The sequence below is a fragment of the Aureibaculum flavum genome, assembly GCF_016406085.1.
Taxonomy (GTDB): domain Bacteria; phylum Bacteroidota; class Bacteroidia; order Flavobacteriales; family Flavobacteriaceae; genus Aureibaculum; species Aureibaculum flavum.
The window spans coordinates 103793-119701 of sequence record NZ_JAEHFJ010000002.1 but is presented as its reverse complement, the minus strand read 5'-3'; the positions used below and the strand labels follow the sequence as shown (position 1 = coordinate 119701).

At 31.8% G+C, this 15909-nt stretch carries 17 protein-coding genes; 10 read left to right on the top strand and 7 right to left on the bottom strand.

Annotated elements, in window-relative coordinates; genetic code table 11:
- Window positions 1–54 precede the first annotated feature (54 nt).
- From miaB to JBL43_RS03900, 9 genes are all read left to right on the top strand, one after another.
- Window positions 55–1509, top strand: a complete 1455-nt coding sequence (gene miaB / locus JBL43_RS03940) for a tRNA (N6-isopentenyl adenosine(37)-C2)-methylthiotransferase MiaB (RefSeq protein ID WP_198840179.1) — start codon at window positions 55–57, stop codon at window positions 1507–1509.
- Window positions 1510–1599: 90 nt separating this feature from the next.
- Window positions 1600–2847: a sigma 54-interacting transcriptional regulator gene (locus JBL43_RS03935; RefSeq protein ID WP_198840178.1), complete on the top strand. Its 1248-nt coding sequence runs from the start codon at window positions 1600–1602 to the stop codon at window positions 2845–2847.
- A gap of 194 nt (window positions 2848–3041) precedes the next feature.
- Entirely contained in the window at window positions 3042–3542 is a 501-nt protein-coding gene (locus tag JBL43_RS03930; RefSeq protein ID WP_198840177.1) for an LptE family protein, read from the top strand.
- A 1-nt stretch (window position 3543) separates the two neighbouring features.
- Window positions 3544–4338, top strand: coding sequence for a DUF8458 domain-containing protein (locus JBL43_RS03925; RefSeq protein WP_198840176.1), 795 nt, complete (start codon window positions 3544–3546; stop codon window positions 4336–4338).
- 3 nt (window positions 4339–4341) lie between these two features.
- Window positions 4342–4692: a preprotein translocase subunit SecG gene (secG, locus tag JBL43_RS03920; RefSeq protein ID WP_198840175.1), complete on the top strand. Its 351-nt coding sequence runs from the start codon at window positions 4342–4344 to the stop codon at window positions 4690–4692.
- Window positions 4693–4875: 183 nt separating this feature from the next.
- A complete protein-coding gene (locus JBL43_RS03915) occupies window positions 4876–5154 on the top strand; it encodes a co-chaperone GroES (RefSeq protein WP_117884765.1) in 279 nt (92 codons plus the stop codon).
- 111 nt (window positions 5155–5265) lie between these two features.
- Window positions 5266–6900, top strand: coding sequence for a chaperonin GroEL (groL, locus tag JBL43_RS03910; protein ID WP_198840174.1), 1635 nt, complete (start codon window positions 5266–5268; stop codon window positions 6898–6900).
- 238 nt (window positions 6901–7138) lie between these two features.
- A complete protein-coding gene (locus JBL43_RS03905) occupies window positions 7139–8104 on the top strand; it encodes a pepsin/retropepsin-like aspartic protease family protein (protein WP_198840173.1) in 966 nt (321 codons plus the stop codon).
- 34 nt (window positions 8105–8138) lie between these two features.
- Complete coding sequence (locus JBL43_RS03900) at window positions 8139–9062, top strand: early set domain-containing protein (protein WP_198840172.1); 924 nt, start codon at window positions 8139–8141, stop codon at window positions 9060–9062.
- 55 nt (window positions 9063–9117) lie between these two features.
- Here the strand turns inward: JBL43_RS03900 and JBL43_RS03895 are convergent, their stop codons facing one another.
- The 7 genes from JBL43_RS03895 to xrtF form a co-directional block, all read right to left on the bottom strand.
- Window positions 9118–9429, bottom strand: coding sequence for a heavy metal-binding domain-containing protein (locus JBL43_RS03895; protein WP_198840171.1), 312 nt, complete (start codon window positions 9427–9429; stop codon window positions 9118–9120).
- A gap of 140 nt (window positions 9430–9569) precedes the next feature.
- Complete coding sequence (locus JBL43_RS03890) at window positions 9570–9914, bottom strand: heavy-metal-associated domain-containing protein (RefSeq protein WP_198840170.1); 345 nt, start codon at window positions 9912–9914, stop codon at window positions 9570–9572.
- Between the two features lie 31 nt (window positions 9915–9945).
- Window positions 9946–12189, bottom strand: a complete 2244-nt coding sequence (locus JBL43_RS03885) for a TonB-dependent receptor (protein ID WP_198840169.1) — start codon at window positions 12187–12189, stop codon at window positions 9946–9948.
- A gap of 77 nt (window positions 12190–12266) precedes the next feature.
- Window positions 12267–12680, bottom strand: coding sequence for an HYC_CC_PP family protein (locus JBL43_RS03880; protein ID WP_198840168.1), 414 nt, complete (start codon window positions 12678–12680; stop codon window positions 12267–12269).
- A gap of 183 nt (window positions 12681–12863) precedes the next feature.
- Window positions 12864–14150, bottom strand: coding sequence for an NAD(P)/FAD-dependent oxidoreductase (locus tag JBL43_RS03875; RefSeq protein WP_198840167.1), 1287 nt, complete (start codon window positions 14148–14150; stop codon window positions 12864–12866).
- A 49-nt stretch (window positions 14151–14199) separates the two neighbouring features.
- The gene (locus JBL43_RS03870; RefSeq protein WP_198840166.1) at window positions 14200–14646 is read right to left on the bottom strand and encodes an exosortase F system-associated membrane protein; all 447 of its coding nucleotides are present in this window, start codon (window positions 14644–14646) and stop codon (window positions 14200–14202) included.
- Entirely contained in the window at window positions 14639–15187 is a 549-nt protein-coding gene (xrtF, locus tag JBL43_RS03865) for an exosortase family protein XrtF (protein ID WP_198840165.1), read from the bottom strand. The genes JBL43_RS03870 and xrtF overlap by 8 nt, the downstream gene beginning before the upstream one ends.
- A gap of 44 nt (window positions 15188–15231) precedes the next feature.
- Between xrtF and JBL43_RS03860 the strand changes: the two genes are divergently transcribed.
- Window positions 15232–15681, top strand: coding sequence for an XrtF-associated fRMsr-like GAF protein (locus tag JBL43_RS03860; protein ID WP_198840164.1), 450 nt, complete (start codon window positions 15232–15234; stop codon window positions 15679–15681).
- The last annotated feature ends 228 nt before the right edge of the window (window positions 15682–15909 follow it).

Genomic DNA, 15909 nt, shown 5'->3' with positions numbered 1-15909 from the left:
AAATGGCATAATTTTATGTTATAGATTGTATATTTGCATTCCATTTTTTAGATAATGCATACAGAGAAAATCATAGAAGAAAATAAACAAGGTCAAACTTTAGTTGCCGAAAAGGTAACTGGTAATGACAAAAAGTTATTTATAGAGAGTTACGGTTGTCAAATGAATATGAGCGACAGTGAGATTGTAGCTTCTATATTGGTTAAGGAAGGATTTAATACCACACAAAAATTAGAAGAAGCTGATTTAGTGTTGGTAAACACCTGTTCTATCCGAGATAACGCAGAGCAAACCATAAGAAAAAGATTACAATATTATAACTCGGTTAAGCGTAAAAAAAATCCATCCATGAAAGTGGGCGTGTTAGGTTGTATGGCTGAACGTTTAAAATCGAAATTTTTAGAAGAAGAAAAAATTGTCGATTTAGTTGTTGGTCCAGATGCATACAGAGATTTGCCTAATTTAGTTGAAGAGGTAGAAGCAGGACGCGATGCTATAAATGTTATTTTGTCTAAGGAAGAGACCTATGGAGATGTTTCTCCAGTTCGGTTGCAATCTAATGGTGTTTCTGCATTTGTATCGATAACTAGAGGGTGTGATAATATGTGTACATTCTGTGTTGTCCCTTTTACAAGAGGAAGGGAACGCAGTCGTGATCCTAAAAGTATTATTGAAGAAATAAGAGACCTAAAACAAAAGAATTTTAAGGAAGTTACCTTGCTTGGTCAAAATGTAGATAGTTATTTATGGTATGGTGGTGGATTGAAAAAGGATTTTGTTAAAGCTTCTGAGATTGCTCAAAGTACAGCAGTTGATTTTGCTCAATTATTGGACTTATGTGCTGAAGAGTTTCCGAAAATACGTTTAAGGTTTTCTACATCTAATCCGCAAGACATGCATTTAGATGTTTTACATGTTATGGCGAAACATAATAATATTTGTAAATACATTCACTTGCCTGTTCAGTCTGGTAGTACTAGAATTTTAGAAAGAATGAATCGCCAGCATACGCGAGAAGAATATATGGAGTTGGTAGATAATGTCCGAAGAATATTACCTGATTGCTCAATATCGCAAGATATGATTACCGGATTTTGTGGTGAAACAGAAGAAGATCATCAAGATACTTTATCATTATTAGAATATGTAAAATACGATTTTGGATTTATGTTTGCCTATTCTGAAAGACCGGGTACACTGGCAGCTAAAAAGTTTGAAGATGACATTCCACTAGTAGTGAAAAAAAGACGTTTGGCAGAAGTTATTGCATTGCAATTAAAACATTCACATTATTGGACTAAAAAACATGTAGGTAAAGTGGAAGAAGTGCTCATTGAAGGTACTTCGAAAAAGAATGAAAATGAATGGAAAGGTAGAAACACACAAAATACTATTGTAGTTTTTCCAAAAGAACACTACAAAATGGGTGATTTTGTAAACGTAAAAATAGATTCTTGTACCTCTGCAACCTTAATTGGAACAGCCGTTGGGTATTCAGAGAATAATTGATAGCTTAATAATTTATAATTCAAGATTTTTCCTTGATTTGACGGTAATTGCCTTAAATTTTGTGTTAAAAAAGTCTTGTAGCTCAAAATAATGGAAAATTTACAAACCATAAAACAGCGATTTGGTATTATTGGAAACGATATTAACCTAAATCGAGCGTTAGAAAAAGCGATTCGCGTTGCTCCAACAGATATTTCAGTCTTAGTTACTGGAGAGAGTGGAGTGGGGAAAGAATTTATACCTAAAATCATTCATCAATTATCGCATAGAAAACATGCAAAATACATTGCAGTAAACTGTGGTGCCATACCGGAAGGAACTATTGATAGTGAATTGTTTGGGCATGAAAAAGGCTCATTTACAGGTGCAACACAATCAAGAAATGGCTATTTTGAAGTTGCCGATGGAGGTACTATTTTTTTAGATGAGGTAGGGGAGTTGCCGTTAACAACACAAGTTCGTTTATTACGTGTGTTGGAGAATGGTGAATTTATAAAAGTAGGTTCGTCACAAGTGATGAAAACTAATGTAAGGATTGTTGCCGCTACTAATTTAAATATGATAGAAGGCATTCAAAAAGGTAAATTCCGTGAAGATTTATACTACAGATTAAGCACCGTAGAAATTAATTTACCGGCCTTACGAAAACGAAGAGATGATATTCATTTATTGTTTAGAAAGTTTGCTTCAGACTTTGCTCAAAAATACAATATGCCGACTATCAGATTAACTGACGAAGCTATTATTGTTTTAAAGGATTATGCTTGGAAGGGGAACATTCGTCAATTGCGAAATGTAACAGAACAAATATCTGTAATAGAACAAAATAGAGAAATTTCAGCTCAAACCTTGAGAAGCTATTTACCTGATTATAGTTCAAATTTTCCTGCATTAATTAAAGAAGGGTCTAAAGGGAGTGATTTTGCCAATGAACGTGAAATTTTATACAAAGTGCTATTCGATATGCGTAATGATATTACGGACTTGAAAAAGTTGACGATGGAATTGATGCAGGGAGGAAAAGTGGATCATGATAATATTGAAAATACACAGCGACTCATTCAGAAAATTTATGGAGATTCACCTGAGGATGAAGAAAATTTAGTTGAAATAATATCTCCTCAAAAGAGAGACAGCTATCAAGAAGAATCTCGTGAATATAATGACAACTATCAAGATGCGGAAACGGTGGAAGAATCTTTGTCTTTACAGGATAAAGAATATGAAATGATAAAAAAGTCCTTGGAGAGAAATCAGAATAAGAGAAAGTTAGCAGCCAAGGAGTTAGGTATTTCAGAAAGAACACTCTATAGAAAAATTAAACAATACGATTTATAGTTGATTTTAGATAGGAGATAATAGATTTTGTCCCGATGTATCGGGAGAGATTATTATATTTACAAATTATAATGAATTATACAAAGTTTGAACGTAACGATTGTCCCCTTGAGGGGACTATAGGGGTGTTGGTGTTATCAAGAATGTAGTATTTAATAAATTTAAGGTAGTTTCTTAGAGGATAGATTAAAATAATGAAAAAAATAATTATAGCAATTACATTACTATTACTAATCACCCAAAGTTGTAATATCTATTCCTTCACAGGAGGTAGTACAGGTGATGCAAAAACGATACAGATAGATTATTTTCCAAATAATGCAATACTCGTTGAACCTACATTGAGTCAAAAATTCACAGATGCTTTACGCGATTTATTTACACGCCAAACAAATTTGAGTTTAACGACAGCGGGTGGCGATTTGTACTTTGAAGGAGAAATAACTGATTATAAGGTAATTCCTATTACGGCAACAGCAGATCAGGCAGCTGCACAAAATAGGTTGACTATTGCAGTAAGAGTACGGTTTTATAATAAATTAGTAGAAGAAGATGATTTTGAGAAGACATTCTCTTTTTACTCAGATTTTGATGCAAATTCGCAACTAATAGGAGGTGTTTTAGAAACGGCCTTGGAAGAAATTTTTGAACGATTAACTCAAGATATTTATAACGCTTCAGTAGCAAAATGGTAATATGAACATTTCAGAATTTACATCATTATTAGATACCAAAAGGTCGATAACCATCGAGCAAACGAATGCAATTGAAGATATTTTGGAAAACTATCCCTATTTCCAAGCAGCAAGAATGATTCATCTTAAAGGCCTAAAGAATCAGCATAGTTTTAAATATAATTCAGCACTTAAATCAACTGCAGCATATACCACCAACAGAACAGTATTGTTCGATTTTATTACTGCAGACACTTTAGATAATTCAAATATAATTGAGAAAAAAAAGGAAAAAATAGAGACGAATGAGGTTGTTGATTTTGAAATAATTGAAGAGTTGGAGCCGGAAGAACCGGTTGCTGAAATTATTGAAGAAGAGACAATAATTGAAAAGGTAGAAGAAAAATTAAATATTGGTAAACCATTAGTATTTGACCTTTCAGAAATGCATTCTTTTGGTGAATGGATGCAACTCACCAATATAAAACCCATAGATAGACAAGAAATTATTGAAGATATAAAACCAAAAGAAGTTTCCATAAATCAAGATAAATTCGATATTATTGAGCAATTTATTGCGACTAAACCTAAAATGGAAGCAGTCAAAAACGTTGAAAACATTGACGTTTCTTTTGAAAGTGTTGTTGAAGATGGTACTTTAATGACCGAAACTTTAGCACGCGTATATCTCGAACAAAAAAAGTATGATAATGCGATACAAGCTTTTAAAATATTAAGTTTGAAATATCCAGAAAAAAGTAGTTTCTTTGCAGACCGAATTAAAGCAATAAAATTTTTACAAAAAAATAATTCATAAAAAATGACTTATACACTATTTCTAGTTCTGATTGTTATTGTAGCAGTCTTACTGATACTTATTATTATGGTTCAAAATCCTAAAGGTGGAGGGTTATCTTCTTCATTAGGTGGACAAGGAACACAAACGTTAGGTGGTGTTCAAAACACAACTAACTTTTTAGATAAAAGTACATGGACATTGGCCATAGCTTTATTTGCATTGATTTTATTATCAAACTTTGCTATTCCAAGAAATACAATTGATACAAAATCGCAAATTGAAGAAACCTTAAATGATAGAAATCCTGTTGAGCAAACAGCTCCTGTACCTACAGAGCAACCAGCAACTTTACAAGATTCGACTTCAAATTAAGAAATTTTTAATTTTTACATATAAAATGCCAACGTAAGTGTCACGTTGGCATTTTTTTGTTTCATCATATTACCTCTTAAGTTATCAATAATAAAGGATAATGACTATCTGTCATATTTTAATAATTGGCATATTTTTAGCCATAATAACATTCGATTGAATTAACTAAAAAATTTTAAAGAAATGAGTAAAATAAAAATCAAACCTCTTGCGGACAGAGTAGTAATTGAGCCAATGGCTGCTGAAACTAAAACAGCTTCTGGACTTTATATTCCAGATTCAGCCAAAGAAAAACCACAACAAGGTAAAGTTTTAGCTGTTGGTAAAGGAACTAAAGATGAGCCTACTACAGTTAAAGTTGGAGATACTGTACTATATGGTAAATATGCTGGTACAGAGTTAAAATTAGATGGTGGTGATTACTTAATTATGAGAGAGAGCGATATTTTCGCAATTCTATAACTAACTATTGTTGGTGCAATAAAAATAAAATATTAATAATATATAGTTCCAGTAAATTTCCTTTGAAGGGAAGTGTCCGTAAGGACAGAGGGGCTTAAAATCAAAAATAAAATGGCAAAAGACATAAAATTTGACATCGAATCTCGCGACGGGTTAAAACGTGGTGTAGATGCATTAGCAAATGCAGTAAAAGTAACATTGGGTCCTAAAGGACGTAACGTAGTAATTGGTAAAGCTTTTGGTGGACCACAAATAACAAAAGATGGTGTAACTGTTGCAAAAGAAATTGAGTTATCAGATCCTCTTGAGAATATGGGAGCTCAAATGGTTAAAGAAGTTGCTTCTAAAACTAACGATCAAGCCGGTGATGGTACAACAACTGCAACTGTTTTGGCTCAAGCTATAGTAAAAGAAGGCTTAAAGAATGTAGCAGCAGGTGCTAATCCTTTAGATTTGAAAAAAGGAATAGACAAAGCCGTTCAAGCTATTGTTAAAGATTTACAAAAACAATCTCAAGTAGTTGGTAATAATATTGATAAGATTAAACAAGTAGCGTCTATTTCAGCAAATAATGACGAAACTATTGGTGATTTAATTGCAGAAGCTTTTCAAAAAGTTGGTAAAGAAGGTGTAATTACTGTAGAAGAGGCCAAAGGAACAGATACTTATGTAGATACTGTAGAAGGTATGCAGTTTGATAGAGGTTATTTATCACCTTATTTTGTTACTGATTCAGAGAAAATGATCACTGATTTGGAGAATCCTTATATCTTATTATATGATAAGAAAATATCTTCAATGAAAGATTTATTACCAGTTTTAGAGCCAGTTGCTCAATCTGGTAAACCATTATTAATAATTGCTGAAGACGTAGAAGGCGAAGCGTTAGCTACTTTAGTGGTTAATAAATTACGTGGATCATTAAAAATTGCTGCAGTTAAAGCTCCCGGATTTGGAGATAGACGTAAAGCAATGTTGGAAGATTTAGCGATTCTTACAGGAGGTACTGTAATAGCAGAAGAAAGAGGGTTTACCTTAGAAAATGCAACATTAGATATGTTAGGTACTGCAGAGAGAGTTACTATTGACAAAGACAATACTACTGTTGTTAATGGTGCTGGTGCTAAAAAAGATATTACAGCTAGAGTAAATCAAATTAAATCACAAATAGAAACTACAACTTCTGATTACGATAAAGAAAAGCTACAAGAGCGTTTGGCTAAGTTAGCTGGAGGTGTTGCTGTATTGTATGTTGGTGCTGCTTCTGAAGTAGAAATGAAAGAGAAAAAAGATAGAGTAGATGATGCATTACACGCTACGAGAGCAGCTGTTGAAGAAGGTATTGTAACTGGTGGTGGAGTTGCTTTGTTAAGAAGTAAAAAAGTACTTGAAAAGTTGACTACCGAGAATTTAGACGAAACTACTGGAGTTCAAATTATTGCTAGAGCAATAGAAGAACCATTGCGTATTATTGTTGAAAACGCAGGTAGCGAAGGTTCTGTTGTTGTTGCAAAAGTATTAGAAGGTAAGAAAGATTTTGGTTTTAATGCAAAAACTGGTGAATATGTTGATTTGCTTAAAGCAGGAATTATAGATCCTACTAAAGTAACACGTGTTGCCTTAGAAAATGCAGCATCAGTTGCAGGTATGATATTAACTACTGAATGTGCTTTAGTTGATATTAAAGAAGAAGGCCCAGCTGGAGGTATGCCTCCAATGGGTGGTGGTATGCCAGGCATGATGTAGTCGAGAGCTTCGTATATAAATAATTTTAAAAACACCTACAAGATATTATTTCTTGTAGGTGTTTTTTTTACGTTGTAATTGATGTTAATTGAGTAGCATTTGTAAATACTATTTAACTTTTTGTCTAGGTATCTAAAGTCTATAGGTTGCTATCTATGGACAAGAATTAGAAGTTTGTTAAAGTGTAACATTATATAAAATGTGGCGTCTTATTTATATTACGTAAATTTATATTCCAATGAGAGCTTTTCGACTTTGTATCTGTATATTTTTATGTTGTTCAACAATTTTATTTGCTGACGACAAAGAAAAAGGTACAACTACATTACAATTTCCTAAGGCTGAGTATATCGGAGAAAATACAGTTCGTATTCCATTTAAGCTATATGATCGGTTAATAGTAATTGAAGCTGAAATATTTAATAAAAAAGGAAATTTTATTATTGATACAGGGGCAGAGCAATTATTACTTAATAATGTTCATTTTGATGGTACTAACAGTAAACCTTCCGAATTAATGCACTCGGGTGTTAGCAGTGAAATTGACGAAGTGAAAATTAAATGGTTAAAAAAAATATTGGTCAAAGATTTTAGTATTGATAATGTTAAGTCTAATATAATGGATTTATCTCATATTGAGAAAACAAAAAAAATGCAACTTTTTGGTGTAATCGGTTATGATGTACTTAGAGATTACGAAATTTTTATAGATTTTTATTTAAAACAGATTACGTTATCTAAAATTAATAACGATGGCAATAAAGTAGATAACTTACCTTATTTAGAAAAGATAACGGATACTCTTAATTTCTCTTTAAGAAAACATACCATAGTTTTAGATTCTTATGTGAATAACCAAAAATTGAGATTTGGTTTAGATACAGGTGCTGAAATGAATTTGCTCGATAAATCAGTTTCTAAAAAAGTAATGAAAAATTTTAAAACACCTAGGCAAATCGTTATTGTCGGAGCGGGTAAACAAAAAAGGAATGTTTTGGCAGGTAAATTGCATAAAGTAAAGTTGTCAAGTACTATCTATTGTGGCCCAATGAAAACTATTATCACTAATCTTAAAAACATGAATGTTGCCTACGGAACGGAATTAGATGGTATTTTGGGATATGAATTTATAGTAACACGTAGGATGATATTAAATTATAAAAAGAAACAATTGTACTTTGTTAAGACCGTTTTTTATAAGTAGAATGAACATTAAACACTACATAATCATAATTTTTATGTGCTTTTCAGCTACTGTTATGGGGCAACATACGCCAACGTACAGCATTGAAAATGATAGTGTTATTTTTAATTTTGACGTTAGAGATTATAAAAAGTTTACTAAAGACAATACTTCAAAACGTGTAGATGCGTCCAATTTAGATATATTTAAAGTAGCCGTGTCAGGTCAATTTAATGATTGGTCAAGAGAGGAGTGGAAGATGAACAAAACAGGAGTTTATACATTTCAATTAAGAAAAAGTATAAAAGATTTTGATGAAAAGTATTTTTGGGAATTCAAATATTTAATAAATAATGAATATTGGGCAGAACCAGATAAGACATTTGAAAATATTACAGAATCTGAAAAAAGCTATATATGGCGTAAAGTGCACAATTTGACAATGTATTCATTTCCTTCCGGAGACGGAGGTAACGTTCATTTTTACCTAGAAGGATACGAAAATGCTGAAAAAGTTATAGTATCAGGCACCTTTAACCGATGGGATGAGAACCTTTTAAAAATGAAGAAAGTAAAAGGGGGTTGGAAAATCTCGTTGCAATTAAAACCAGATACCTATCAATATAAATTTATTGTAGATGGAAATTGGATGGAAGATCCTAAGAATGCACATAAAGAATATAATGAACACCATACTTTCAATTCTATAGTAACAATCAAAAAAGAAGTTACATTTGAATTAAAAGGCTATAAAAACGCAATAAATATTTTTTTAACGGGGTCTTTTAACGATTGGAATAAGAAAGAAGTGTCAATGAAAAAAATGGATGATGGTATATGGAAATGTACATTAATGTTAAAAGGCGGTAAATACCATTATAAATATATTGTGGATGGTAAATGGGTCGTTGACCCAAATAATCCAGTCCAGGAACATGATGAATATGGAAATATTAATTCCGTAAAAATGGTAAACTAAAAAAACGCCACAATTTGTGGCGTTTTTTATGTTACTTAGTAGTTATACTTAAATTTTAAGCTTCCTTATCTCCATCTTCTTCACTGTCATGGTGATCATCTCCATCCTCATCAGCGTGTTCTTCATGGCTCTCGCCATCATCCATATCTACAGTTTTAGCTTTTAAATCCATTTTGCAAACAGGACAACTTCCGGCTTCTGTATAGCTTTTACCGTCTTCGCAATTCATTGGGCATTGGTACACTTCGTTGGAAGCAACATCAACTTTTTCTTCCGTTTTTACATCATCTTTTTTATCACTTTTACAAGATGTAAACGCAATACTTACTACCGTTACAACGGCTAACATTAAAATTAGTTTCTTCATTGTTATTATTTTAGTTAAAGTTAATAATTCTTTTTTTTACCTTCCCTTTGAATACCGTTTCTAATAGTTAATTGTATCCTCCGTTATATCTCTCCTTCAAAGAGGTCAAAACCACATTTTTTTATGGTTTCGGGTGAGGCCTAATGTGTTTCTAGAGTTCTGTATTTACAACATTCGTCAATACCGTTGTAAACTTCGTCAGTAGCTTTTATCTCTTTTGTGTCATGGCCAACATCCGCAATAGCTTGTTTAATCTTTGTAAGGGTTGTTTTCTTATTGTTATAAATACAATACAACTCTTTTTTTTGAATGTTCCAAGTCGCAAACTTAACACCTTTTGTTAAAGTTGCTGCTTTTTCAATACGCTCTTTACACATTTCACAAACACCATCAACTTCAAAAGTTACTTTTGAAGTTTTAGATTGAGCCTCAGCAGAAACTGAAATTGCCACTATTGCTATTAATATTAAAATTGTTTTTTTCATATTATAAATTTTTTATAATGATATTATTTTTTTAATTTAAGGTATAACGTAATCCAGCATAATACATTCCTCTTGAAATTGGAGCATATATGATACTACTATCAAAGTAAGCACCAAAAGGATTGTCAGATGCTAATATAGGATTTTCTTGTCTATAATTTGCTAAATTCTCTCCACCCACATAGACTTCAAAATTTGGAGTAAATACTTTAGCTATTTGAGCATTCATTAAACTATAGCTTGGTGAATTTTCAGCCAATTGATACTGAACTGGGTTACTAGCAGTGTAAGGTAGTCGTTGTTGACCAATCCAATTGAAGGTATAATCGAATCGCCAGTTTCCACCTTTTGCATTAAGTTGAGTTTCATAGCCAATATTGGCAAAAAATCTATTTTTAGCTTGTAACGGACTTTCTAAACTTCCTTTAAGATAATCTGTTTTTACATCATAGTATTTATACGCTAAGCGTAAATTTAAATGCGTTGCTAATTCATAATTAAATTCTATTTGTAAATTATTGGCATGTGAGTTACCATCAAGATTATAAAACAATGCTTCTTGTGGACTTTCATCTACATCAACAACTACTTGATTCTGAAATTGTGTACTGTAATAGTCAACTGTTATGGTTCCTTTTTTATCAAGCAAATTAAATCCTTGTAAAAAACTAACCCCATAATTCCAAGCAATTTCAGGATTTAAACCATAAATTTTACCGTTTGAATTCAAAATACTCATGACTCTAGACGATCCAAAAAGTTGTTGATTTTCTGCAAAGATGTTGGCACTTCTTTTACCGCGACCAACCGATGCTCGTAAAACACCTTTTTCCCATGGTGCATATCTTATATGTAATCTTGGAGTAACAAATGTACCCAACAGATTATGGAAATCTAAACGTAAACCGGCAATTAAGCTGAAATCATCTAAATTATCATAGCTATATTCAAAAAAGCCACCAACTGAATTCTCAGTTCTCCCAAAATCAGTTGTATTAACATACTCGTCATAAGAATCATGTGTAAAACTGATTCCGGTTTTATATTTATGTAATGTACTTCCTAAAATTGAATTAAAAAGTAAATTAGAATAAACACTTTTATGATTGATGTCGTATTGATTCAGACCAAAATATGAATCTTGTTGATGTTGGCTATAGGCAACTTGAAAACCCATACTGTTGTATGGCGTTTCAGGAAAAACATATCCTAACTTGGCAGAAGCATCGAAACGTTCTGTGTTTATTTCTGAACCATACTTAATAGTAGTTAATTTATGAGTGTCAGGGTTAAAATCAATTTCCCCCGTTTGTTTATCATCCTTTAAATACCTGAAATTAATAAAGCTAACAAAGCCGTTTACAGCATCCGTATATTGCCATCGGTTCATCACATTTATCTGATTAGCAAGTGGTGAGTCAAGAAAATTATCATCATTTACATCCATTTTCTTATCACGTAGGTTGCCGTGAACAAATAAACTTGTATTCCATTTATTGGAAACTTTTTGACTGAAATGCGTGTTTAATTCTAATCGTCCATCTAACGAACCATAAGCATTTACAAATAACTTGTCGTCGTTTAATGGTTTTCTTAATTCAGTGTTTATTTGACCAGCAATACTCTCATAACCATTTACTACTGAGCCTGCACCTTTGGTAATTTGAATACTTTCTATCCAAGTTCCGGGCGTAAAGGTTAGTCCATATGCTTGTGATGCCCCTCTAACAGATGGAATATTTTCTTGAGCAATTAAAATATATGGGCTTGTTAAACCTAACATCCTAATTTGTTTGGTACCCGTTAAGGCATCCGAAAAATTAACATCAATGGAAGGGTTGGTTTCAAAACTTTCTGATAGATTACAACAGGCTGCTTTTAGTAACTCACCTTCATTAATAGTGACAATGTTAGCCGATTGTAAATAAGAAACTGAAGTGCTTTCTTTTTCAGCTTGTATTACAATTTCATCCAAACCATTTTCTTCAATCATAAAATGATGGATTTCTTTAAGCTCGTTTATGGTAATGGTATCTGTTTTATAACCAACAAAACTAAAGACGAGCTTTGTGTATTCTGGTTTGTACTTTAAGGTAAACCACCCCTTATCATTTGTGGTTGTACCAATTTCGGTATCTAGCCAATAAATGGTTGCTCCTGGTAAACCTTCTGTTTTACCTTGGCTATTTTTTATCATTGCCATTCCCTTAATAGTTGTTTGTGATTGCAACATAATAGGAATTAGAATGAATACTATTTTAAGTATAATTTTCATTTGAAATTTTCATTTAATTAAATTAATTGTAATTAAGATGTTGTCTTTAACAGCATCTAAACAAGCGTTTAATTAAATCAGATAAGGAAAGATTCATAAAGTACGGGTATGTCCTTTATGACAATAGGAGGGGAGTAATTTTTGAAATCGGTTAAATTCTTTTCTAATGGCTCATAAGAATTGAAGTACGTATATAAAAATACTGCTGTTAAAACGGTAAAATCACCCTGCGAAGCTTTAGAGGATTTTAATTCAGCATTTGAACCTTTAATAAATTGAGAATTGTCATGACAACAGGATTCTTTTTCAAAAGAAGAAAGGTTAATATCCTTCTTAGCGTCATGCATGTTGCAACTTTCTAAATTACCGAAAAGGGCAATATCAGCTACTTCGCCGGCACAAATATGTTTTTGAACGGTGAAAGAAAGCGTTGAAAACAGCAAAATAACTGCCATAAACAATGATGATATTTTAAGAATACTTTTCTTCATTTGAGTAATTTAGAACCAAATCTAAGAATTAAAATATTTCAAATAGATTGGTACTTGCCATTTTTTAACAAATGCCCATGCTTGACAGTTGAAATGCAAAAGTATAAAATCTAAACAGTTAATGTTTAAAATAATTGTTAATATTAAACAACGGATTTATAGCGTAATAATTGTAACTTCAATTTAAGATTTTGGCTTATATTTTCTTATAATCAAGCGATTTCCTTTATCATAAGACACATAATTATTTACCCAATTTAAACCTACACGTAGTTTATTTTTAAATCCACTAATAGAAATTAAATGGACAGTTGACCATATAAACCAAGCAAATTTTCCACGAAAGTGTAATTTTCCAAAATCGGCTACGGCTTTTCTTTTTCCAATGGTAGCTAAAGATCCTTTGTCTAAATACTTAAAAGGTTTCCAATTCACCTCTTCTAATTGTAAATTCTTAGCCAAATGTTGACCTTGTTGAATGGCAGTAGGAGCAACCATAGGATGTCCTCTAGGATAATCTTCCGTTTGCATTGCGGCAACATCACCAATTGCAAAAATAGAATCATGACCTTTAACTTTATTGAATAAGTCCACTTCAATACGGTTACCAGGAGTAATGTTTTTAGATTCAATACCATCTGGGAATTGTCCTTTTACACCTGCCGTCCAAATTAAATTGGATGATAGTATGGTCTCACCAGAAGATAATTCAACAGTCTTACCATCATATGATTTAATAGCCGTGTCTAAATGCACAATCACTTGCATTTTTTCTAAATCTTTTAAAGAGTCTTTAGAAGATTTGTCACTCATTGCAGAAAGTACCCTTTTGCCAGCCTCTACAACATGAATCTGCAGCGGAAAATTACGTAATTCAGGATAATCTTTAGGGTATATAAATTTTTTAAATTCGGCAAAAGCACCTGCGGTTTCCACACCAGCTGGACCAGCTCCTATTATAACTATAGCTGTATTAAGTCTTCTAGTAGCATCATCATCCGATTGATTAGCTTTTTCAATATTTTGTAAAATGTTACTTCGAATATCCAACGATTCTTGTATGGTTTTAAGTCCGATGCTGTTGGACTCTACATCTTTTAAACCATAAAAATTATTAGTACTTCCTGAAGCTAATACTAAATGATCATAATTTATAATCCCGATATCAGTAGTTATACTTTTATTTTTGGAATTTATGCTGAGCACATCAGTCATTCTAAAAACAAAGTGCTTATAATTTCTAAAAATTTTACGAATAGGAAAAACAATTGAATCTGGCTCCAAACCACTAGTTGCTACTTGATACAACAAAGGTTGAAACTGATGAAAGTTGTTTTTATCGATAAGTACTATTTGGAAAGGTTTGTTTTTCAGTGCTTTTGCTAAATGAATACCCGCGAAGCCAGCACCAATTATTACAATTCTAGGATGTTTACAAGGAGGGATATAAACCGCTTTTGATTCCGTCATTTTAGAATAAATTTAATGAATTTGGTTAGTCGGAAACTAAACGTTAAAATTACATTTTTTTGGATTGTTTAACGAGTTTTTGCTGATAATAAAATGCAGGTACAAGAATCAAAACAAAAATAGGGTGAACTAAAAAACGCCTGATATAAAACGTGAGTAAATAGCCATCTAACATTTCCATTTGAAGAAGAATAAAATAAAAAATTCCTAAGAAAATAAATGCGGCTGTAAAAAATTTTATAGAAAATTTGACTAATCCTTTTTTGCGAAAAATAACATAGATAATTGCTAGAGAAATTATTGTATTTATGAGGTACCTCATAAATAGACTTGCAAATAACTTAAAAGTGTTGTATTCTGGTATTGGTTTTGCTAAGAAGTCACTTGCAAAATAATGAATAAATGGATCGTAAAACAAATGCTTTTGAAATGCCCTTACTAAAACGAGCATTGTAAAAAGTAAAAAAACAAGAATGTATTTAACAGCTCTACTCATTCTTAGGCTTTTTTAAATAGGAAAAACGTTTTACCCAAATGATCCATAGTAAAAATACAGCACCATAAATAATAGCAGGAAACAATAAGTTGTGCAATATATCTTGATACTCAGGGTATTTATACATTAACATACTTAAGATGAAAACTCGAGCTACATTAACTATATATAAAAAGAAAGTTCCAACAATGGCGTAAATAATTGTAGCTTTTAAGCTTCCTGAAAATGCGATAATAAAAGTTAAGAAGAGTATAATTACACTTATGGCATTACAACCTTCTACAACTCTAGCAATATAGGCATCTCCAACAAAGAATTTCATTGATAATTCTGACTCATGTTGTTCTACATGAACTGGATAGCCGAAAAACTCACCAAATTGTTGCGAATGTTTAGCAACCGTTTTTGTTATAGGTGAGCAAGAGAATACATCACCTTTTTGTTGCGTTTGTTTTAGATAAATAGAATAAATACCTACCAACAAAAAATAAGTAACAAAAAACTTTATTAAAAATCTTATAATTGTTTTTCTCTTTTTCAAACTAAAGTGGGTTATTTTTGCGTCAGTCAAATATAATTAATCTTATGGATATAGAAACTTTGAAACAGAATATTGTTGCTATTGCAAATAGCAATCTGGCATACGGAGATAAGCTACAGAGAATTTGTGATTTTTTAAAGGAAACTATTAGTTATTACGATTGGGTTGGATTCTATTTTAAGAATGGTGATAAAGAGGAATTGAAATTAGCTCAGTATGCTGGTGAACCAACGGAGCATACCATTATTCCTTTTGGAAAAGGGATTTGTGGGCAAGTTGCAGTAAGCAATAAAAATTTTGTGGTACAAGATGTTGTTGAACAAGATAATTACATCTCTTGTGGATTTAAAGTAAAATCTGAAATTGTAATTCCAATTTTTATAAATGGTGAAAATATTGGTCAAATTGATATTGACTCACATATTGTAAATCCGTTTACTAAAGATGATGAGGAGTTGTTGGAGTTTGTGTGTGACTGTGTAAGTAAATTATAATTTTTATCGATGTAATGGTGTAAAATGAATAGGTATTCATATCAATAGAACTAATTCAGTATTGATAATATTTTGTGTTTGTATACTTCTATTTTTAGTGATTAATTGATAATTTGAAATCATCAAAATCAATGCATTGCTATACTTCATAAAAAACTATTAACACCTGTTAATAAATCACCAAAATTTTTTGGTGCAGAAGCAATTGTGTTTTAGTAGCTTTGGTGA

What these genes read in the sequence shown, in the direction of transcription:
- JBL43_RS03925 (WP_198840176.1), top strand. Translation starts at nt 3,544, where the DNA reads ATGAACATTTCAGAATTTACATCATTATTAGATACCAAAAGGTCGATA.
- secG (WP_198840175.1), top strand. Translation starts at nt 4,342, where the DNA reads ATGACTTATACACTATTTCTAGTTCTGATTGTTATTGTAGCAGTCTTA.
- JBL43_RS03900 (WP_198840172.1), top strand. Translation starts at nt 8,139, where the DNA reads ATGTGCTTTTCAGCTACTGTTATGGGGCAACATACGCCAACGTACAGC.
- JBL43_RS03935 (WP_198840178.1), top strand. Translation starts at nt 1,600, where the DNA reads ATGGAAAATTTACAAACCATAAAACAGCGATTTGGTATTATTGGAAAC.
- groL (WP_198840174.1), top strand. Translation starts at nt 5,266, where the DNA reads ATGGCAAAAGACATAAAATTTGACATCGAATCTCGCGACGGGTTAAAA.
- JBL43_RS03905 (WP_198840173.1), top strand. Translation starts at nt 7,139, where the DNA reads ATGAGAGCTTTTCGACTTTGTATCTGTATATTTTTATGTTGTTCAACA.
- JBL43_RS03880 (WP_198840168.1), bottom strand. Translation starts at nt 12,680, where the DNA reads ATGAAGAAAAGTATTCTTAAAATATCATCATTGTTTATGGCAGTTATT.
- JBL43_RS03890 (WP_198840170.1), bottom strand. Translation starts at nt 9,914, where the DNA reads ATGAAAAAAACAATTTTAATATTAATAGCAATAGTGGCAATTTCAGTT.
- JBL43_RS03885 (WP_198840169.1), bottom strand. Translation starts at nt 12,189, where the DNA reads ATGAAAATTATACTTAAAATAGTATTCATTCTAATTCCTATTATGTTG.
- JBL43_RS03875 (WP_198840167.1), bottom strand. Translation starts at nt 14,150, where the DNA reads ATGACGGAATCAAAAGCGGTTTATATCCCTCCTTGTAAACATCCTAGA.
- JBL43_RS03930 (WP_198840177.1), top strand. Translation starts at nt 3,042, where the DNA reads ATGAAAAAAATAATTATAGCAATTACATTACTATTACTAATCACCCAA.
- JBL43_RS03870 (WP_198840166.1), bottom strand. Translation starts at nt 14,646, where the DNA reads ATGAGTAGAGCTGTTAAATACATTCTTGTTTTTTTACTTTTTACAATG.
- miaB (WP_198840179.1), top strand. Translation starts at nt 55, where the DNA reads ATGCATACAGAGAAAATCATAGAAGAAAATAAACAAGGTCAAACTTTA.
- JBL43_RS03915 (WP_117884765.1), top strand. Translation starts at nt 4,876, where the DNA reads ATGAGTAAAATAAAAATCAAACCTCTTGCGGACAGAGTAGTAATTGAG.
- JBL43_RS03895 (WP_198840171.1), bottom strand. Translation starts at nt 9,429, where the DNA reads ATGAAGAAACTAATTTTAATGTTAGCCGTTGTAACGGTAGTAAGTATT.
- JBL43_RS03860 (WP_198840164.1), top strand. Translation starts at nt 15,232, where the DNA reads ATGGATATAGAAACTTTGAAACAGAATATTGTTGCTATTGCAAATAGC.